The organism is Caloramator sp. ALD01, from assembly GCF_000472625.1.
GTDB classification, from domain to species: domain Bacteria; phylum Bacillota; class Clostridia; order Clostridiales; family Caloramatoraceae; genus Thermobrachium; species Thermobrachium proteoclasticum.
On sequence record NZ_AXAA01000019.1, the window covers coordinates 12552 to 34066 of the forward strand.

Annotated in this window: 17 protein-coding genes and 1 pseudogene; 17 read left to right on the forward strand and 1 reads right to left on the reverse strand. The window is 29.0% G+C overall.

Annotated features, from left to right (window positions below; all coding sequences use genetic code 11):
- Positions 1-104 precede the first annotated feature (104 nt).
- From A3M9_RS0108620 to A3M9_RS0108665, 10 genes are all read left to right on the forward strand, one after another.
- Positions 105-827 carry a CpsD/CapB family tyrosine-protein kinase gene (locus A3M9_RS0108620; protein ID WP_027308875.1) on the forward strand — a complete coding sequence of 241 codons (723 nt, stop codon included), beginning with the start codon at positions 105-107 and terminating at the stop codon, positions 825-827.
- A 61-nt stretch (positions 828-888) separates the two neighbouring features.
- On the forward strand, positions 889-2739 hold the full coding sequence (locus tag A3M9_RS0108625; protein ID WP_027308876.1) for a nucleoside-diphosphate sugar epimerase/dehydratase: 1851 nt from the start codon (positions 889-891) through the stop codon (positions 2737-2739).
- 46 nt (positions 2740-2785) lie between these two features.
- Positions 2786-3415: a sugar transferase gene (locus tag A3M9_RS0108630; protein WP_027308877.1), complete on the forward strand. Its 630-nt coding sequence runs from the start codon at positions 2786-2788 to the stop codon at positions 3413-3415.
- A gap of 155 nt (positions 3416-3570) precedes the next feature.
- The gene (locus tag A3M9_RS0108635; protein WP_027308878.1) at positions 3571-4782 is read left to right on the forward strand and encodes a glycosyltransferase family 4 protein; all 1212 of its coding nucleotides are present in this window, start codon (positions 3571-3573) and stop codon (positions 4780-4782) included.
- 6 nt (positions 4783-4788) lie between these two features.
- Complete coding sequence (locus tag A3M9_RS0108640) at positions 4789-5832, forward strand: nucleoside-diphosphate sugar epimerase/dehydratase (RefSeq protein WP_027308879.1); 1044 nt, start codon at positions 4789-4791, stop codon at positions 5830-5832.
- A 26-nt stretch (positions 5833-5858) separates the two neighbouring features.
- A complete protein-coding gene (locus tag A3M9_RS0108645) occupies positions 5859-6968 on the forward strand; it encodes a capsular polysaccharide biosynthesis protein CapF (protein ID WP_027308880.1) in 1110 nt (369 codons plus the stop codon).
- 3 nt (positions 6969-6971) lie between these two features.
- The gene (gene wecB, locus A3M9_RS0108650) at positions 6972-8099 is read left to right on the forward strand and encodes a non-hydrolyzing UDP-N-acetylglucosamine 2-epimerase (RefSeq protein ID WP_027308881.1); all 1128 of its coding nucleotides are present in this window, start codon (positions 6972-6974) and stop codon (positions 8097-8099) included.
- A 1-nt stretch (position 8100) separates the two neighbouring features.
- Positions 8101-8967 carry a glycosyltransferase family 2 protein gene (locus A3M9_RS0108655; RefSeq protein ID WP_027308882.1) on the forward strand — a complete coding sequence of 289 codons (867 nt, stop codon included), beginning with the start codon at positions 8101-8103 and terminating at the stop codon, positions 8965-8967.
- A 158-nt stretch (positions 8968-9125) separates the two neighbouring features.
- On the forward strand, positions 9126-9362 hold the full coding sequence (locus tag A3M9_RS0108660) for a helix-turn-helix domain-containing protein (protein WP_027308883.1): 237 nt from the start codon (positions 9126-9128) through the stop codon (positions 9360-9362).
- 354 nt (positions 9363-9716) lie between these two features.
- On the forward strand, positions 9717-11075 hold the full coding sequence (locus A3M9_RS0108665; protein WP_027308884.1) for a hypothetical protein: 1359 nt from the start codon (positions 9717-9719) through the stop codon (positions 11073-11075).
- 507 nt (positions 11076-11582) lie between these two features.
- Here A3M9_RS0108665 and A3M9_RS0108670 read toward each other — a convergent pair.
- On the reverse strand, positions 11583-12344 hold the full coding sequence (locus tag A3M9_RS0108670; RefSeq protein WP_370882854.1) for a transposase: 762 nt from the start codon (positions 12342-12344) through the stop codon (positions 11583-11585).
- Between the two features lie 412 nt (positions 12345-12756).
- On the opposite strand from A3M9_RS0108670, the gene A3M9_RS0108675 reads away from it, so the two are divergent.
- The 7 genes and pseudogenes from A3M9_RS0108675 (at position 12757) to murJ (ending at position 21493) form a co-directional block, all read left to right on the forward strand.
- Complete coding sequence (locus A3M9_RS0108675) at positions 12757-14037, forward strand: hypothetical protein (RefSeq protein WP_027308886.1); 1281 nt, start codon at positions 12757-12759, stop codon at positions 14035-14037.
- Between the two features lie 248 nt (positions 14038-14285).
- A pseudogene (locus A3M9_RS14455) lies at positions 14286-15580 on the forward strand (IS1380 family transposase).
- A 177-nt stretch (positions 15581-15757) separates the two neighbouring features.
- Positions 15758-17335, forward strand: a complete 1578-nt coding sequence (istA, locus tag A3M9_RS0108690; protein WP_027308889.1) for an IS21 family transposase — start codon at positions 15758-15760, stop codon at positions 17333-17335.
- A gap of 65 nt (positions 17336-17400) precedes the next feature.
- Positions 17401-17817: an ATP-binding protein gene (locus A3M9_RS15015; RefSeq protein ID WP_305803569.1), complete on the forward strand. Its 417-nt coding sequence runs from the start codon at positions 17401-17403 to the stop codon at positions 17815-17817.
- A gap of 1 nt (position 17818) precedes the next feature.
- Entirely contained in the window at positions 17819-18151 is a 333-nt protein-coding gene (locus A3M9_RS15020; protein ID WP_305803570.1) for an ATP-binding protein, read from the forward strand.
- Positions 18152-18794: 643 nt separating this feature from the next.
- On the forward strand, positions 18795-19961 hold the full coding sequence (locus A3M9_RS0108700; RefSeq protein WP_027308890.1) for a nucleotide sugar dehydrogenase: 1167 nt from the start codon (positions 18795-18797) through the stop codon (positions 19959-19961).
- Between the two features lie 11 nt (positions 19962-19972).
- Positions 19973-21493, forward strand: a complete 1521-nt coding sequence (murJ, locus tag A3M9_RS0108705; RefSeq protein ID WP_027308891.1) for a murein biosynthesis integral membrane protein MurJ — start codon at positions 19973-19975, stop codon at positions 21491-21493.
- The last annotated feature ends 22 nt before the right edge of the window (positions 21494-21515 follow it).

Sequence of the window (21515 nt, forward strand, 5' to 3'; positions counted from 1 at the left end):
GCTTAAGATTTTGGGGGATTTATATCAATTGACATTTTATTTTTACATTATGTGGGTAAATAAGGCATCCTAAAATGGGTATTTTTTTAAAGGTGGGGGTTTAAATGGTTGGTATTGATTTAGTTACTGTTGAAAAGCCAAAGAGCCCTATAGCAGAGGCCTATAGGACTTTAAGAACAAATATACAATTTTCATCTCTTGATAAAAAGGTTAAAAAAATAGTCATAACAAGTTCTGCCCCAGGTGAGGGCAAAACCACAACAGCATTAAATCTTTCTATAACATTAGCACAAAATGGACATAAAACGCTTCTACTTGATTGTGATATGCGAAAACCAAGTATACATAAAAAACTTAAAATTTCCAATTTATACGGTATTTCTGATCTTTTAGTTGGTGAAGCAAAATATGAAATCGTAATTTCAAAGGGGCCTGTTGAAAACCTTGATATAATAACATCGGGTACAAAGCCCCCAAATCCCGCAGAACTTTTATCGTCACAAAAGATGCTAAACTTTATATCTGACGTTGAAAAAAATTATGAATACATTATTATAGATACACCTCCTGTTCTTATGGTAACCGACGCACAAGTTCTTTCTAAATATGCCGATGGAACAATACTTGTTGTAGCATCAGGTGAAGCAGAGAAAGATGCTGTTGTTAAGGCAAAGGAACTACTAACTAAGGTTGGTGCAAATATACTTGGTGTAGTTTTAAATAAGCTTGATACCAATAGACGCGGCTATTATGGATATTACTATCACTACTACTATGGACAAGAGCAGGAGAAGAAAAAGAAGAAGGGATTCCTATTCAATAGGTAAAAATTACATCTAAAGTTTTTGTAACATTGGTCGATATAGTAATTATGAGAAGGTGATTTTATTGGAGAAGCTAAAAAAATATAGATACTTAACTTTAATATTATCAGATATCATATTATTAAATATTTCATTAGTCTTGGCATCATTCTTTGTATATGGAGATAGGATAAAGTATTCCTTTAACAATCCTTATCTATTACTAAATACTGTTTTTTTAGTTGCATCCTATGCACTATTTGGTCTATATAAAAGCCTATGGCATTATGCCAGCGTTGATGAACTTATATCATCCTTCTTTGCAAACGCTCTATTTTTACTAACAAACCTTCTTTTAAACAACTTCCTTTTCAACCAGTTTGAAACAAGGTTTGTTCTTTTATATGCAATATTTACAGCTCTTTTAACAAACCTACTGAGGCTTAGCTTTAGAGTATATAGAAGAGTGAGCATAGGTGCAACAAAGAAGCTTGCACAGGGCAAAAAAAGAGCCCTAATAGTTGGTGCAGGTTCTGGAGGAACTCTTCTTTTAAAGGAGATAAGACAAAACATACTTTTAAACTACGAAGTTGTAGGATTTATTGATGACGACCCTGCAAAGATAGGAAAGACAATAATGTCAGCAAGGGTATTAGGGAATAGGGATGATATTCCTACTATTGCAGATAGATATCAAGTTGATATAATAATAATAGCAATCCCAACATTAAACATACACGACAAGAGGGAGATAATTAAGATATGTAAATCCACAGGCTGTGAAGTTAAAATAATGCCTTCAATGGATGAGGTTTTATCAAACACCGAAAGGGTTAGGGAAATAAGGGACGTAAAGATTGAGGACCTTCTAAAGAGGGATCCAATAAAACTTGATAATAGAGCAATCAAGGAGTACATAGAGGATAAGGTTGTTTTAGTTACTGGTGGAGGAGGCTCTATAGGTTCTGAACTCTGTAGGCAGGTTATAAGGTTTAACCCTAAAAAGCTTCTAATACTTGACATATACGAAAACAACGCCTATGACCTTGAGCTTGAGCTTAGAGCAAATCATCCCCACATAGACATCGAGGTTTTAATTGCTTCAATAAGAGATAAAAAGAGGATGGAAACAATATTTGAAAAATATAGGCCTTATGTTGTATTCCACGCAGCAGCTCACAAGCACGTACCATTGATGGAACACAACCCATCTGAGGCAGTAAAGAACAACGTATTTGGTACCTTAAACCTTGTTGAATGTGCAGACAAGTACAGCGTAAAAAGATTTGTACTAATCTCAACCGACAAGGCAGTAAACCCAACAAATGTAATGGGTGCAACAAAGAGAACAGCAGAAATGATTGTACAAGCCTTTGCAAAGAAAAGTAAAACTGAATTTGTTGCAGTTCGTTTTGGAAACGTGCTTGGAAGCAACGGCTCTGTAATACCACTGTTTAAAAGACAGATAGAAAAGGGAGGCCCTGTTACTGTAACCCATAGGGAAATAACAAGGTACTTTATGACAATCCCAGAGGCCTGCCAACTTGTTCTTCAATCTGCAGCCTTTGCTAAGGGCGGAGAGATATTTGTGCTCGATATGGGTGAGCCTGTTAAGATATACGATATGGCCTGCAACCTAATTAGGCTATCAGGTTTTGAACCAGAGAAGGACATAAAGATACAGATAACAGGCCTAAGACCAGGTGAAAAACTATATGAAGAACTCCTCTTATCAGAAGAGGGACTAACAAAGACCCAAAATAGCAAAATATGTGTTGCAAAACCACTAAATATAGATTATGAGGAGCTAAAACTTAAGCTTGACGCCCTAAAATTTGCACTACAATCCGAAGAACCTATGAAGATAAAGAAGCAGCTAAAGGAGATAGTAGAGACATATAAGGTATACGATGAGGTTGCAGCAGGGGAGGAATAGGTGGAGAGGTTATCACCTTTCCAACCTATAAAAGGAGGATGATTGAATGTATCGAAAGTACATAAAAAGATTTATAGATTTTCTACTTTCACTTATTGGACTTATAGTTTTATCACCAATATTTCTAATTCTTATGATCGCAATAAAACTTGATTCAAAAGGGCCAGTATTTTTCAAACAAAAAAGAGTGGGAATTAATAAAACACATTTTGAAATATTAAAGTTTAGAACAATGAGAATAGATACACCAAAAGATACACCAACACACCTTTTAGAAAATCCAGAGAAGTGGATCACGAGGGTAGGTAAATTCTTAAGAAAAACATCCCTTGATGAGTTACCACAAATTATAAACATTCTAAAGGGTGATATGAGTATCATTGGCCCAAGACCAGCTCTTTGGAATCAATATGATTTAATTGCAGAAAGGGATAAATATGGGGCAAACGATGTCTTTCCAGGCCTTACAGGATGGGCACAAATAAATGGTAGAGATGAACTACCAATTGAAATAAAAGCAAAGTTTGATGGAGAATATGTACAAAAGATGAGCTTCTTATTTGATACTAAAATATTTTTTAAAACAATATTTAGCGTTCTAAGAAGCGAGGGTGTTGTTGAAGGTGGAACAGGCAAATTAAAAGTAGATAATGAAAAGATTAACATTGCTGAGTAATTAAAATATTATAAAATATTACTGAAAATATTTGATTAATAAATATAATTTAATATGGAAAGTTCAATATTAAAATGTTTACTATATTAAATTATATTGACGAAGTGAGAATGGGGAAGGGATAAGATTATAAATAGTACAAGGAGTAAGAGTAAATGAAGATATTGGTTGTTTGTCAGTATTATTATCCTGAGCCTTTTAGAATAACAGATATATGTGAGAGCCTATTGAAAGTAGGTCATGATGTAACAGTTTTAACTGGATTGCCAAACTATCCAGAAGGAATAATACTTCAAGAATATCGTTATGGTAATAGAAGAAAAGAAATATTAAATGGGGTTAAGATAATAAGATGTTTTGAAATAGGGAGAGGTAAATCAAAAATAAAATTATTTTTAAATTACTTAAGTTATGTAATATCTGCTACTTTAAAAGTACTATTTATGAAAGAAGAATTTGATGTGGTTTTTGTAAATCAACTTTCACCAGTAATGATGGCAATCCCAGCAATAGTTTATAAAATGAAGCACAAAAAGAAAATATTGCTTTATTGTTTAGATTTATGGCCGGATAGTTTATCAGCTGGTGGAGTAAGAGAGGATTCAATTATTTATAAAATATTTTATAAAATTTCAAAGTGGATATACAAATCTGTTGATATGATTTTGGTCACATCAAGTATGTTTGAAGATTATTTTAAAAATATTCTTCAAATAAATAATGTTAATATAAAACATTTACCGCAATATGCTGAAGATTTTTTTATACAAAAATGTGAGGAGCCATTTAAAGAAGTTGTAGCAACAACAGAAAATAAAACATACAACTTTGTGTTTGCTGGAAACATAGGTTATATGCAGAGTGTAGAAACAATTATTAAATCAGCAAATGAACTTAAAGAAATTAAAAATATTTATTTTCATATAGTAGGAGATGGATCTAAGTTAGATGAATGTAAAAAACTTACTGAAGGGTTGAAACTTCAAAATATAATATTTTATGGAAGAAAGCCAGTTGAGGAAATGCCAAAATTTTATAATATGGCAGATGCAATGCTAATAACTTTAAAAGACAATAAAGCTTTGTCTTATACACTACCAGGTAAAGTACAATCATATATGGCTGCTGGTAAACCAATAATAGGGGCTATTAATGGGGAAACAAGACGTGTTATTAGTGAGGCAAATTGTGGTTTAACTTGTAAAGCAGAAGATTATAAAGCTTTAGCTAATTTGATAAAAAAATTTTGTGATAGTAATGAAAAAAATGAAATGGGGAAGAATGCCCGAAAATTTTATTTAGAAAATTATAGTAAAGATAATTTTATGACTGTTTTGGAATGGTCTCTCAAGAAGTTGGAGGTGTAAATTAATATGTTTAACAATAAAACACTACTTATCACAGGTGGTACTGGTTCCTTCGGTAATGCTGTACTTAAAAGATTTCTTAATACGGATATTAAAGAAATCCGTATTTTTTCAAGAGATGAAAAGAAACAAGATGATATGAGAAAATTATATAAAAATGATAAAATAAAGTTTTATATAGGCGATGTTAGAGATTTAGCAAGTATAAAAAATGCAATGCATGGGGTTGATTATGTCTTCCATGCGGCAGCATTGAAACAAGTTCCATCATGTGAGTTTTTCCCAATGGAAGCAGTAAAGACTAATATAATAGGAACAGATAATGTTTTAACTGCTGCAATTGAGTATGGAGTAAAAAAAGTTATATGCCTTTCAACAGACAAGGCAGCTTATCCAATAAATGCAATGGGAATTTCAAAGGCTATGATGGAAAAGGTATTTGTAGCAAAGGCAAGAACAGTGTCTCCAGATAAAACAGTAATTTGTGGTACAAGATATGGAAATGTCATGGCTTCACGTGGTTCAGTAATTCCATTGTTTGTTGAGCAAATAAAGAATGGACAACCACTAACTATAACTAATCCAAATATGACAAGATTTTTGATGAGCCTTGAAGAGGCTGTTGAATTAGTTGTATTTGCCTTCAATCATGCTGAGGCTGGGGATATTATGGTTCAAAAGGCACCAGCGTGTACAATAAGAGATTTAGCACAAGCAATAAAAGAATTGTTTGATGCTGATAATGAAATAAAAATAATAGGAACAAGACACGGAGAAAAACTATATGAAACACTACTAACTAAAGAAGAATATCTACATGCCGTAGATATGGGAAATTTCTTTAGGGTACCTGCCGATAAAAGAGATTTAAATTATGATAAGTATTTTGTGGAAGGTGAAGAAAAACTATCTATTGAACAAGAGTATAATTCACATAATACAGAAATTCTAAATGTTGAACAAATCAAAGAGAAATTATTACAACTTGACTATATACAAGAAGAATTAGAATCTTGGAAAACTTATAAAGAAGCTGCTGCAACAAAATAACTTATTACAAGAAAGGCAGGATAGTTATGAATATACTGGTTACTGGAGCTAAAGGGTTTGTAGGTAAAAATCTCATAGCTGAGCTAAAAAATAGAGGATACAATAACATATTTGAATATGATATTGATACTGATAAAAATTTGTTAGAAGGATATGTTAAAGAATGTGACTTTATTTATCACTTAGCTGGTGTTAATAGACCACAAAATGAAGAAGAATTTATGCAAGGTAATTTTGGATTCACTAGTGAATTATTAACTCTATTAAAGAGGTATAACAATAAATCACCTATATTAATTACTTCTTCAATACAAGCGAAGCTTGACAATCCTTATGGAAGAAGCAAAAAAGCAGGTGAGGATTTAGTATTTAATTTTGGAAAAGAAAATGGAAATAAAACATTAGTGTATAGATTACCTAATCTATTTGGTAAATGGTGCAGACCAAACTATAATAGTGCAGTTGCAACATTTTGCCATAATATAGCAAATGATTTACCTATAAAGATAAATGATCCAAATGTTGTCTTAATTCTTGCATATATTGATGATGTGGTAGAAGATTTTATAAACGCTTTGGAAGGTAAAGAAAATAGAGTGGGGGAATTTTGTGAAGTATCAAAAACATATACAGCTTCTTTAGGGCAGATTGCAGAACTTATATATTCTTTCAAGAAGAGTAGAGAAGAAAGAACCATTCCTAATATGAGTGATGAATTTACAAAGAAACTTTATAGTACCTATCTTAGTTATTTACCAAAGGATAAGTTTAGTTATGAATTAAAAATGAATGTTGATAATAGAGGCTCATTTACCGAATTTATAAGAACTATAGATAAGGGACAGGTATCTGTCAATATTTCAAAGCCTGGAATTACAAAGGGTAATCATTGGCACCATACTAAAAATGAAAAATTTCTTGTTGTAAGTGGAAAAGGTGTAATTAGATTTAGAAGGATTGATTCAGATGAAGTTATAGAGTATTATGTAAGTGGTGATAAATTAGAGGTAGTTGATATACCACCAGGATATACACACAATATAGAGAACCTTGGAGATACAGATATGGTTACAATAATGTGGGCAAACGAACCATTTGATAAAGAAAAGCCAGATACATACTATTTGGAGGTATAAGATATGAAAAGGCTTAAGGTTATGACAGTTGTTGGAACAAGACCTGAAATAATAAGACTTTCACAAGTTATAAAGAAACTTGAAGAATCAGAAGCAATCGACCATATATTAGTTCATACAGGACAAAATTATGATTATGAATTAAATGAAGTGTTTTTTAAAGATTTAGAATTAAAAAAGCCAGATTATTTCCTTGATGCGGCAACAGGAACAGCAGTTGAAACAATAGGAAATATACTGATAAAAATAGATCCAATTTTAGAAAAGGAAAAGCCAGATGCACTTCTTGTACTTGGAGATACAAACAGTTGTCTTTGTGCAATAGCAGCAAAGAGAAGACATATACCAATATTCCATATGGAAGCAGGAAATAGATGTTTTGATCAAAGGGTACCAGAAGAAACAAATAGAAGAATTGTAGACCATATAGCAGACATTAATTTAACCTATAGTGATATAGCAAGGGAATATCTAATAAGAGAAGGATTCCCAATAGATAGAATAATAAAAACAGGTAGCCCAATGTATGAAGTAATTCAGGCTAAAATGAAGGACATTGAAAAATCAAATGTGCTTGAAAGACTTGGACTTGAAGAAGGAAAATATTTTGTAGTTTCTGCTCATAGGGAAGAAAACATAAACTCAGAAGAAAACTTTATGGATTTAGTAGAAAGCCTTAATGCTATTGCTGAAAAATATAATTTACCTGTGATAGTAAGTACTCACCCAAGAACAAGAAAGATGATTGAAGCAAAAGGAATAAAATTCAATCCATTAATTCAAACACTAAAACCACTAGGATTTAATGATTATGTAAAACTACAAATTAATGCAAAGGCAGTTTTGAGTGATAGTGGAACAATAAGTGAAGAATCATCAATTTTAGGCTTAAGAGCATTAAATATAAGACAAGCTCACGAAAGACCAGAAGCAATGGAAGAGGCTTCTGTTATGATGGTTGGATTAAAGAAGGAAAGAATATTACAAGCACTTGAAGTTTTAGAAACTCAAAAGAAAGATACATTAAGATTAGTTAGAGATTATAGTATGCCTAATGTGTCAGATAAGGTGTTAAGAATAATACTATCTTATACTGATTATGTAAATAGAGTTGTATGGGGGAAAAAATAATATGGAGAAACCATTAGTTAGTGTAATAATACCTTTTTATTCAGGAATAGATTGGCTCAGGGAAGCATTAAATAGCGTACAAAAACAGACGTACAAAAATATAGAAGTTTTAGTTATAAATGATGGTTCTAAAGAAAATATTAGCTGTATTAATAAAATTTATGATCTAAATATTAAAATAATAAATAAAGAAAATGGTGGACCAGCTTCAGCAAGAAATTTAGGTATAGAAAAAGCATCGGGTAAGTATATAGCATTTTTAGATTCTGATGATTTATGGTTACCTGACAAATTATCTGTACAAATAAGAGAAATGGAATCGAAAAAATATGTTTGGAGCCAACATTCATATGAGATGTTTTGGCAAAATAAATCTAAGACAAAATTAGTTAATACAAAAATCTATTCGGGCGATGTATATAGGGAGTGTTTTATATCTTTTAAAGTTCAAACATCATGTGTGGTTGTGTTAAGAAGTATTCTTATGGAAGATAATATTCGTTTTCCAATAGAAAAAAGATATGGACAAGATATGTTTTTTTTTAAACAAATTGCTAAAAAGTATCCATTAGGTTATATTGAAGGGGTATATTCAAGATTTAGAATTAGAGGAACAAATGCTGGATTTAGAGCAAAAGTACAGATTGATCATAAAGCAGATATATGGAATGAAATAAAGAGTGATAAAGAAACTTTAAAAATATTACCAAAACCAATTATTATTGCATATAAAATTACAAGTTTACTCAATAAGGTGGTTTATGCTGTGAATAAAAAAATTATTAAAAGTGAGAAAAAGATTGAGATATTTTCAAAATTTATATACTTGATTCCATATACAATATTCAAATTACATTCAAAAAAATAAAATATATTCGAATGTAAATTTTAAAAGATTAGAAGTGTGCATTTTGTTTAGTATAACCTAATACTAGGCCAGAAATATAATTGAAAATTAGGCTACATGGAATAGATACTTTCTCTTATGGAAAGGATAACATAATAACATAAGAGGAAGTGTTGAAGGTGATAAAGTTGAAGGATAAACAAGAAATAATTTTAGAGTATATTAGAAACGGTAAATCTCAAAGGCAGATAAGTAGAGAAACTGGTATATCAAGAGAAACTATCAGAAAATACATTAATGAATATGAGAAAAAGCTCGTAGAGTTAGGAAACATTAAAGAAGGTGATGAATTAATTAAAGTTGATTTAATTGATGAAATTGTTAAAACTCCTAAGTATAATAGCAGGCTTATTTAGCTTATATTTTAAACTGCTGAAATCAAGTTGAGATAAAATTATTTTTAGTTTATTTTCTTTTTGAAACTTTAATATTTATTCGAAGGAAAATAAGCATTCTTGTCGAAAATATATAAGTAGGATTCACTCCTTTGTTGGAGATTTTTGTGCTACTTATTATATTTGACATATAGGACGAATTTCATTTTTGTATTACTAAAAATTAAGTATTTTTAATGCTTTAGAAATATGAAATTTTGGCATATGTATATATGTGTAAGATTCAAAATCTCGTTTTAAATTTAGCAATGAAAAAAAGTCAGTATAAAAATTTATTGTTTGTATATTTATTAGGAAGGGGATATTTAATTAAATATGAATTCTAAAAATAATGAAAGGATTGTTGGAAGAATATTATATAAACCAATAAAAATTGTGATGTTATATTTTATATGTTTAATTATTTTATATACTTGGGGGCCACTTGAGTGGAGAACAGAGAATCCCATTGAATTTTATATATTTTTACTCTTATCTCAAGGATTAATATATATAGGATATACAAAAACAATAAAAAAGATGTATAAAAAAGATGCAATTTTTAAATATCCAGGAATAAGTTATGATGAGAAAGTTATACTTAAGTGGCTAAAAGTATTAATTGTTATTAATTTAATAATCTCATGCATGTTTTTAATTAGAACTATAGGAATTTCTTCATTTTCAATATATGATATAATTAATAGTTTTTATAAAGGTATAACTGATCCAGGAGTAATGTATAATTCTAAATTTACAAATGAGAAAATATTTGGAGGTAAGATACTAGCACCTATTTATACGCTTATGTCTCCTGTACTTTGGCCAGTTTTACCATTATCTATTATATATTACAAACAATTAAGCTTTGTAAATAAAACCTTAATAATAATGACAATTATCATTGAAATTATTCGTTGGGTATCTATTGGTACAAATAAAGGTATAGTTGAATTAATTTTAATTATTATAGCTATTTTATTTTTAAAACAATGGCAAAAAATGTGTAGTGCAGTCACAATAATGACTTCAAAACGAAGTAAACATATTCGAGTAGTAGTAATAACTACAGTATTAATAATGATTGGATTATTTTTATTTCAAAATAATGTGTCTTCAAGACTTAATAATAGTTACTATATAGTTTCAGCTATAACAAATAACACTGAAATAAATTTGGAATCTCCTTTAATAAAAGTTACACCAATAGCATTTCAACCGTTATTAGTCTATATAACTCAATATTTAACACAGGGGTATTACGGACTTTCTTTAACTTTAAATGAACCTTTTATACCAATGTTTGGAATAGGGAATTCTTATTTTTTAATTGCTAATTTTCAAGAATTATTCAATTTAGATTTATGGAAGTATACCTATCAAGCTCGAATAGCTTACAAGGGTTGGGATCCTTTTATTAATTGGCATAGTATATACTCTTGGTTAGCAAATGATGTATCATATTTAGGAGTATTAGTTATAATGTTTCTGTTAGGAAAGTATTATGCTATTGTTTGTTACAGAAGTATTAGAAATAAAGATCCAATAACATCTGTTATATTCTGCCTACTGGTTATTTGTTTTTTTTATTTTCCAGCTAATAATCAGATATTATCCACACCTTCAACGTTTATGGCCTTTTGGGGATTAAATATTTACTGGTTTTATAAAACTAAGATTAAAAGAGTGAAATAGAAAAGTTCAATCTTTTATTGGTGATGTAAATGAGGAAATTGCACAATTAAAAAATATTTAATTTCCTCAATATGTATAATCTTAAATGATTTTAAGTGCACTTTAATAAGCTATTCAAATTTTTTGTGGATAATTTGAAAATATATAAAATTGCTTTATGCTAATGTGGATAATGTTTTTTAGTGTTTATAGCAATTGTTCCTGCAATTAATGTTATAAAATTTAATAATACCCAAGCCTTATGAAGCTCAGAAGACATTATATTATTCATATTAAGATAATCTTTTAATCTACTATTACATCCTTCTATAGAGTTTTTTTATCATAAAGATTTTGCCATTTTTCAGAGCCTCTAATAGGATAACTAAAGAATCTATGGTTATTTATATAGTTTACTTTGAGGCAATAACCATAGTTAGAGCTACTACACAAATTCATTCCTTTTAAGCAGTTTATTTGGACTATGGCTTGAGGACACCAGAATTTGAGATAGTAACCATCCTTGCCCTAATATGTTAATTTGTAACCTAACGAGCATATTGGATGGAGGTTATCATCCATTGCTTCAGGTGGAACATAGTTCCCTCTTTTATTGAAAGCTATGATAGACTGGCCTTTGGTTTCTTTGATGATATAGTTATAGTTATAGTTATCATCTATATCATATATAGAATCCATTATATAATAGTTTGGTGTAAATACTGAATTATAGAATACTTTGAGCTGTTTCATTGAAGTTATTGCTAAAATACTATCATTTTTGCTTGCAGGTGTAATGATTACATTGAGCGGAAGCTCGCTTTTGCAATAAGCAGGTATGTGAGCCTTCCAACCAAACCATTTAACATCATTGCCATCTGTATCCTTTTTCTTTCCCAAATAAGGGGAAATATCATTGTTCTCAATATTAGACTTAGGTTTTTGACTTTCGAAGGAATCAAGTTTTGTAGAATCTATTGCTACTTCGGTTTCATCAATGATACCAAATTTTTTAGCTTTTAAAAATAAGTTTTTAAATTCCTTTTGGAAATAATCAGACAAGGAAAGTTTATCAAGAAACCTACTAAAGGTTGATTCTGAAGGTGCTTTTTTTTTAATATCTAAGCCACAGTAGTATCTTAAAGCAGGATCTGAGTTAAGTCTTTCTATGAGACCATGTATATTTTTGATTTTCTGTACTTGCATAGCAATCAATGCATGGAGAAGATTTGTTACTTCATAGCCCTTCAGACCTCTCTCATGGTTAGATTTAGTAAGATTTACTTTTATCTAATTGGGATAAAACCATTTGAATTTTTGTTTCTGGTTGAAATTTTCTTATTTCTTAAAAGGATAAGAAGGGTTCTTGTCGAATATACATAAGTAGAATTCACTCCTTTGTTGTTTTAAATTGTTGACACTTAATATATTCGACATTTTGGGTGAATTTCCTTTTTGTATTAAGAAAAAGTTAGTTATGTCAATGCTCTAAAAATATAAAATTTGCTCTATTAACAAAATAAGATTTGCAAGTGAAACTTCTTCATGAATTATTTGTCAAATTAAAGATAATATAATTAGATAAAAAGTGAGGAAATCATATGGCATACATATTGGTAAAAAATTACAATATATGGATAGTAATGGTGAAGTCTTAGAAATAATCTCAAGGTCCAATGTTTTATACAAGAGGTGAGAATAAATGAATGAGAAAAAGCATATCGTGTTTATTTTAAATGAGTATTATCCATATGCTTCTGCAAATGGAATCTGTGTATCAAAGATCATAGATGTTTTAAAAAACACACATAACATAACTGTGATTTGTGTTAAAAATGAAAAAGGATTACCAGATATAGAAGAATACAATGGTCATCATATTATTCGTATTGAAACTTGGGAAAATTTTGCACGAAATCAAATCAAATTTATGATTAATAATTATAGTAATAAAATCGTTAAAGCATTTTTTATATTAATGTTTAGAGGAGTTCAATTACAAAGATTTATAAAGGCAATTGCTTCAAGAGAAAACGTATGTAGTGAATTAGTAGATGAATATGTTAAGTCGTTATCAAATATACAAGAACAAATAGATTTGATTGTACCTGTATGTTATCCATTTGAAAGTATAATTGCAGCTTTTAAATATAAAAATCAACATAAAGATAAAGTAAAAGTTGTACCATACTTATTTGATAAATTTAGCGAAAGTAATACACTTCATCGTACTAAATGGAATAAGAGATTAAAGATGAAAAGGCATTTAATTCTTGAAAAATTTATGTTAGAACAAAGCAATCATGTGCTTGCAACTGAAGATTGGCAAAAACACTTTGAATTACATTTCAGTCAATTTATGAATAAAATTACAATTACAGGTATACCAGCATTTTGCGAACTTAAAAATAGTCATAATATTCAGTTTGAAGATAATAAGATTCACATTGTATATACAGGAACTTTAAATTATAATATACGATCTCCAAGATACACATTACAGTTACTCTCAAGTTGCATGAATGAAAGAGAAAATTTAGTATTTCATATGTATACTAGAGGGAATTGTAACTATTTAATTAAAAAGTTTCAGGATGATAAGCCTAAACAAATAATTAATCATGGCAGTGTACCAGTTGAAATATCACATTCTGCATTAAGTGCATCTAATATATTATTATCAATAGGGAATTCCGATATTTCGCAAAAACCAAGTAAAATTTTTGAGTATATGGCTACCGGAAAACCAATTATTCATATATATAAAGATAAGAAAGATCCAATTATAGATATACTTAATAAATATCCTATAGCCTGTTGTATTCCTGAAGATGAAGACGAATTTGAAAATAATAAAAAATTAATAATTGACTTTATTGACCAAAATTATAAATCTGATATTATAAAGTTTGAAGAATTAAAACAAAGTTTTATTGATGCAACTCCAGAGTATGTAGCCAAGAAATTGATAGATATTTTATAGATATGATTTATATAGTTCATATGATAAAAAATTTTTAAATACATATTTATATAAATTTAATTATAAGAATATATAATAGATAATCTTTGATTCGGCAAGTAATGCCGAAATGCATTGAAATTAAAGGATTTTTTGTTCAAAAAAATTAAAATAAATCAACCCTTTTTAGTATTAAATATAATTGCAAAAAACAAAAGGATGATTTCTATGAATAGTTTACAACAAAATCAAAAAAATTAAAGGAAAAAATTAGATTTTTAAACTTGAAGGCAAAATTAAATGATACGAAAGTTACTTCTGTAGTAACTTTTTCTTATGTAGAATTGTTTAAACAATTAATAGTATTATCAACTATTTTAGAAAAAGGAGTAGCCTATAAGAAGGCAGTTAATTCTACTTTTAATACTGGAGAAATTATAGAATATATGATTGACGCAAATATCCTTGGGTTCTCAAGATTTATGCATATTTAAACCTTAATAAATGATGAATGATATAAAAAGTTTAAAGTTGTAGATCAATTACCCAATGAAAAATTATGTAGATATCTTTTAAAATCTTTACCAACAGCAATTTTAGAAGAGTTAAGAACTATTAATAAAAAATACTTTAATATTAATGATACTGTAATAATTATTTTTGGCAATGAAGAAGAAGCATGAATAGAAATAATTCAAGGTACAATGGGAGACCAACATTTAAAGAAAAAGTTGGGTTTATTTCAGGAACGGATGAACTACTTAACATTACTCTTGAAAATGGTAGACACCACAGTAATTATAAATTTTTAGATTTCTTTAAGAGTTGTGTAAACCAGCTTCCTTCAAGATATATTCTTAAAAGAGTTAGACTTGATAGNGGTTTTTTTGATGAAGAAAACTTTTTATATTTTGAAGATAATGTAATAGAATATGTTGTTAAGAGTAAAATGTATTCTACTGTTAAAATGATAATAGATTTTATAAATAAAGATCCAAAGGATTATATATGGCATGATATAAGCTCTACTTTATCTGTTACAGAAATTACAGTTCCATTGCCTAAATGGCAAAGAGCAAGAAGATTTGTGATTATAAGAGAAAAAATTATTCCAAAAGATATGAATCAGTTAATGTTCGAAGAATGTAAATATAAATAGCAAGCAATAGTAACAAATATAGATTATTTAACACCTGAAGAAATATTTCAAGATTATAATCAACGATGTNATGTTGAAAATAACATAGATGAAATAAAAGAAGGCTACGCCTTTAGCGAAAATAGTTTAGTAAATCATAAATGCAATGAATTGTACCTTTTAATAAAAATGATAGCATATAACATTCATAACTGGTTTAAACAAGCAATCATGCCTAAGGAAATACAACATCATGAAATTAGCACATTGAGAAGAATATTTTATAGAGTTTGTGGTAATGTTTGCGTCAGCAAATATTATAGATATTTAAGTTTTTCAAATAATTGCTTATTAGAAAAAATCATTACTCATATTCAAAAACAAATACATGTATTTAGTAGAAAAATGATAGCAGTATACACTTAATAGTAAAATAAAAACAATAAATTACATTAAAAATCCAAATAATATTTGGGTTTATTAAGTATATGTTTAGTATAACCTAATACTAGGCCAGAAATATAATTGAAAATTAGGCCACCTAGAATAGATACTTTCTCTTATGGAAAGGATAACATAATAACATAAGAGGAAGTGTTGAAGGTGATAAAGTTGAAGGATAAACAAGAAATAATTTTAGAGTATATTAGAAACGGTAAATCTCAAAGGCAGATAAGTAGAGAAACTGGTATATCAAGAGAAACTATCAGAAAATACATTAATGAATATGAGAAAAAGCTCGTAGAGTTAGGAAACATTAAAGAAGGTGATGAATTAATTAAAGTTGATTTAATTGATGAAATTGTTAAAACTCCTAAGTATAATACAGGAAAAAGAGAAAAAAGAGTATTAACTGATGAAATTATCGATAAAATAAAATTTTACCTAAAGGAAAATGAAAACAAGAGATTAAATGGTTTATCTAAACAACAAAAGAAGAAAAAAGATATATATGAGGCTTTAATAAATGAAGGATTCAAGATAAGTTATCCAAGTGTAGCACAAGCAATTTCAAAAATAGAGAGAAAGGAAAAGGAGGCATATATAAGACAGGAATACGCTTTGGGAGATGTTGTTGAATTTGATTGGGGAACAGTCAAGATTTATACCGAAGGTGATGTGTTAAGAGAATACCAGATGGCTGTATTTACATCGGCTTATGGAAATTTTAGATGGGCAAGATTGTTTCCTAAACAAGATACACATTGTTTCCTTGAAGCTCATGCACTATTCTTTGAAAGTATAAAAGGAGTATATAAAACGATAGTATATGATAACACAAGAGTTGCAATAAAAAAATTTATAGGTAGATATGAAAAAGAACCTACAGATGCACTTTTGAAGCTATCTCTTTACTACAAGTTTAATTTTAGATTTTGTAATATATATTCTGGAAACGAAAAAGGACACGTAGAAAGGAGTGTAGAATTTATAAGACGAAAAGCCTTTGCTAATAAAGACCATTTTAGTTCAATGAATGAGGCAAATGAATATCTTCAAGAAGTTTGTACAAAACTAAATAGTTTGCCTCAAGCATCACATGATAATAAAACAGCATTACAGATGCTTGAAGAAGAGAGAGTATATTTACTACCAGCAATGCCTATATATGAAACAGCAAGAGTTGAAGATTTTAGAGTAGATAAATATTCTACAATCACAATTGATTCATGCCATTATTCAGTACCAGATGCTTATGTAAATTGCATGGTAAGATGTAAAATATATTCAAGCAAAATTATAGTATTTTATGAAAAAGAAAAAATAGCAGAACATATTAAAAGACAAGGGAATAATCAGTGGGAAATTAAAATAGAACACTATCTAAAGACTTTATTTAGAAAGCCTGCGGCTTTAATTAATAGTACTGCTTTAAAACAAACAGACAATAATCTAAAAGAAATATATGATACTTATTTCAAATCAAGAGAAAAAGATTTTGTAGAACTAATACAGCTTGCAGGTGAAATAGGAATAGATGAAATAAAAAGAGGTATTGAAATATTAAGAAATCTATGTCCTACAGATATTTCTACCGATAAAACAAAATTCATTTGTAATAGAAGCAATGATATTGAATTTTACAGAGAATACTTTAAGCAAAAACATGATGATATAATAAATCATTCTAAAGATATGCTTGATATATATTCTGAAAGGTTATCAGAATATAATAAATAGCCAAAAACATAGCACGAATGGAGGTAATAAATATAAATAAAATGGATAAAAATAAGAAGCTATTAATGAGTGGAATTTTAGAATATACTAATTATCTAAAATTAACATTTATAAAAAGCAAAATCGATGAACTTTTAAAAGAAGCGACTTTAAATGATATGAGCTATGAAGAGTTTTTATATAGACTTTTACAAGGTGAATATGATAGGAGGATTGATAATCTTAAAAAGAATAGAATTAGAATGGCTGAATTCCCATATAAAAAGTATCTAGAAGATTTAATTGTCGAAGAACTACCAGAAGACGCCCAAAAGAAACTAAAATTATTAGAAAGCCTAGAATTTATTAAAGAGGGTCAAAATATTATACTATCAGGTAACCCTGGTACAGGCAAAACACACTTAGCTATTAGTTTTGGAATAAAAGCATGTATGGAGGGATATAAAGTACTTTTTACTACAGTTCCATTTTTTTGTAAATAAGTTGAAAGAATGTAAGTCAAATAGGACATTGAGAGGATACCAAAATAAATTTGAAAAGTACGACCTTGTAATACTTGATGAATTTGGATATATATCTTCAGATAAAGAGGGAGCAGAATTATTATTTACAAATTTGTCCTTACGGACTGGAAGAAAATCTACAATTATCACAACTAACCTTTCTTTTGATAGATGGGGGGAAGTATTTATTGACCCTGTAATGACAGCAGCTATGACTGATAGATTAGCATATAAGTCATATTTGGTTAATATGAATGGTAATTCATATAGATTAAAGGAAACTCAAAAATGGCTAAAAGAAACGGTAAAATAATACATATAATTTACCATATTACGGAAGGAATTGGCCTACTTTTCGTTTATAATTTGGCATAAAAATGATGTATAAAATACAAGTATACTCAAAAAAAGACCTAACGGTCTAAAATACCATAACAAATGTAAATTTATTCATAAAGAAAATAAAAATGGCAAGTAGAAACCTTTTTAAAATTCACTTGCCGAATTCAAGTACTACATAATTTAGGAATGCTTAAGCTTTAGCCTGATGAATTATAGAAGAGTTTATATTATCAGTATCAAGCTAATTCTTTAATCAATTATTACATCTTTCTATAGAGGTTCTTTTAACATAAAGACATTGCCATTTTTCATAGCCTCTAACAGGATAACTAAAGAATCTATGGTTATTTTTATAGTTTACTTCGAGGCAATACACATAGTTAGAACTACTACATCAATTCATTCCGTTTAATAATCTTACTTATATTTGTTCGGCAAGAATACTTATTTTCCTTCGAAGAAGTATTTAATTCTAAAAAAGAAAATAAACTAAAAATCATTTGATTTTAGTAGTTTAATTAATAATCTAAATAAAATTATTCACGAAAGGGTTAAAGATGGAATTCAAATATTATATGATTTAAGAAAACTTTTAAGTAAGGGGGAAACCAAAGATGAAAATTGCAGTAGCAGGATTAGGATATGTAGGACTATCAATTGCAGTGCTTTTAGCACAACACAATGAAGTTGTGGCTGTTGATGTACTTCAGGAAAAAGTAGATATGGTTAATGATAAAATATCTCCAATAGTTGATAAGGAGTTACAAGAATTTCTACAAACAAAGGAACTAAATTTAAAGGCAACAACAGATATATATAAGGCATATAAGGATGCCGAATATGTAGTAATTGCAACTCCAACAGATTATGATCCAGAGAAAAACTATTTTAACACAAGAACAGTGGAAAGTGTTATAGCTACAGTTCTTGCAATAAATCCAGATGCAGTTATGGTTATAAAGTCAACTATTCCTGTTGGATATACAAACAGAGTTAGAGAAATGTTTGATACAGAAAACATAATATTCTCACCAGAGTTTTTAAGAGAAGGAAAGGCTCTTTATGATAATCTCTATCCTTCAAGAATAATTGTAGGTGAAAAATCTGAGAGGGCTGAAAGATTTGCAAATTTACTTCTGCAAGGAGCAATAAAGAAGGATGTTCCTGTATTATTTACAGATTCAACAGAGGCAGAGGCTATAAAGCTATTTGCAAACACATACCTTGCAATGAGAGTAGCCTTCTTTAATGAACTTGATACTTATGCAGAATTAAGAGGACTTGATACAAGACAAATTATTGAGGGTGTTTGCTTAGATCCAAGAATAGGTAACTACTATAATAACCCATCCTTCGGATATGGTGGATATTGTTTACCTAAGGATACAAAACAGCTTCTTGCAAATTATCAAGATGTGCCAAATAACTTAATTGAGGCAATAGTTAAAGCAAATACGACAAGAAAAGATCATATAGCTGAAATGATAATAAAGAGAAATCCAAAGGTTGTAGGTATATATAGACTTACAATGAAAACAGACTCAGATAACTTTAGACAATCGGCTATACAAGGTGTAATGAAGAGAATAAAGGCAAAGGGAATAGAGGTTGTTGTATATGAACCTGTCTTAAAAGAGGACAAGTTCTTTAATTCAAGGGTAATAAAAGATTTTAATGAGTTTAAAAAGATTTCAGATATAATTGTTGCGAATAGAATGTGTGAAGAATTAGAGGATGTAAAAGACAAAGTATATACAAGGGATTTATATGGTAGAGACTAAGAGGTGACTAAATGAAGAAAACTGCATTAATAATTATGATAATTACTATATTTTCAAAAGTTTTAGGCTTCGCACGAGAAGTCTCGTTATCTTACTTCTTTGGGGCAAATAATGTTACAGATGCATATTTGATTTCGCTAACAATACCAGGTGTTTTATTTGCTTTTATTGGAACAGCTATAAGCACAGGGTTTATTCCTATGTTTAGTGATTTAAAAGCCAAAGAAGGTGAAGAGAAGACAATTAAATTTACTAATAATATAGTAAACATTTTAATTGTACTATGTACAATATTGGTTGTTATAACTGTATTATTCACAACACCTATAGTAAAATTGTTTGCAACAGGTTTTAGTGGTGAAACATTAAGGCTGGCAGTTAAATTTACAAGGATAAGTATTTTAGGGATATATTTTTCTGGTTTAGTGTATATTTTTTCAGCTTATTTGCAGATAAAAAATAATTTTATTATTCCAGCATTAATTGGTTTTCCAATGAATATAATAATAATATTTTCTATGTTTGTTGCATCTAAAACACATAATATATATTTATCTATAGGTAGTGTTGTAGCCTTTTTAGCACAGCTTCTTTTTATATTACCTTTTGTTTTTAAAAAGGGATATAAATTTTCTTTTATATTTAATGTTAAGGATAAATATATTAAAAACTTATTAGCCATAGCATTGCCTGCTATACTTGGTGTTTCAGTGAATCAATTAAATGTATTGGTAGATAGAACAATTGCATCTAAAGTAGCAGAGGGTGGAATTTCAGCGTTAAATTATGCGAATAAATTAAATGGATTTGTCATGGGATTGTTTGTAACATCTATTAGTACAGTAATATTTCCTTTGATATCAAAGATGGTTGCAGAAAATAATTATGAAGGGTTGAAAAAGTCTTTATCAGAATCAATTTCTGCAATAAATTTTCTTGTTATTCCTTCAACAGTGGGAGCTATGGTATTTTCAACCCCTATTGTTGAGATGCTTTTTGGACGTGGTGCCTTTGATGAAAGGGCAGTTCAAATGACTTCAAGTGCGTTGTTTTTCTATTCAATTGGTATGATAGGGTATGGACTTCGTGAAGTTTTATCTAAAGCTTTTTATTCTATGAAGGATACAAAAACACCAACTATAAATGCTGTAATAGCGTTGATTATGAATATAATATTGAATATAACGTTATCTAAGTTTATGGGAATTGCAGGTCTTGCACTTGCAACAAGTATTTCAGCTATAGTGTGTACAGGCCTATTATTTGTATCATTAAGAAAAAAGATAGGTTCATTTGGATTAAAAGATATAAGCATATCATTTATAAAAATAACAGTTGCATCTATTATTATGGGAGCAGTTGCGAAGATAAGCTACAATGTTTTAGTTGGTGTAATCTCAAAAAATTTATCATTAATTTGTTCAATTATAATAGGTGGAATGGTTTATTTTGTTGTGATTTTATTTATGAAGATAAAGGAAGTTGATGAAATAGTTTTAAAGATGAAGCAAAGGTTTTTAAGAAAAGAATAATGACTATGAAATTGTTTATTTT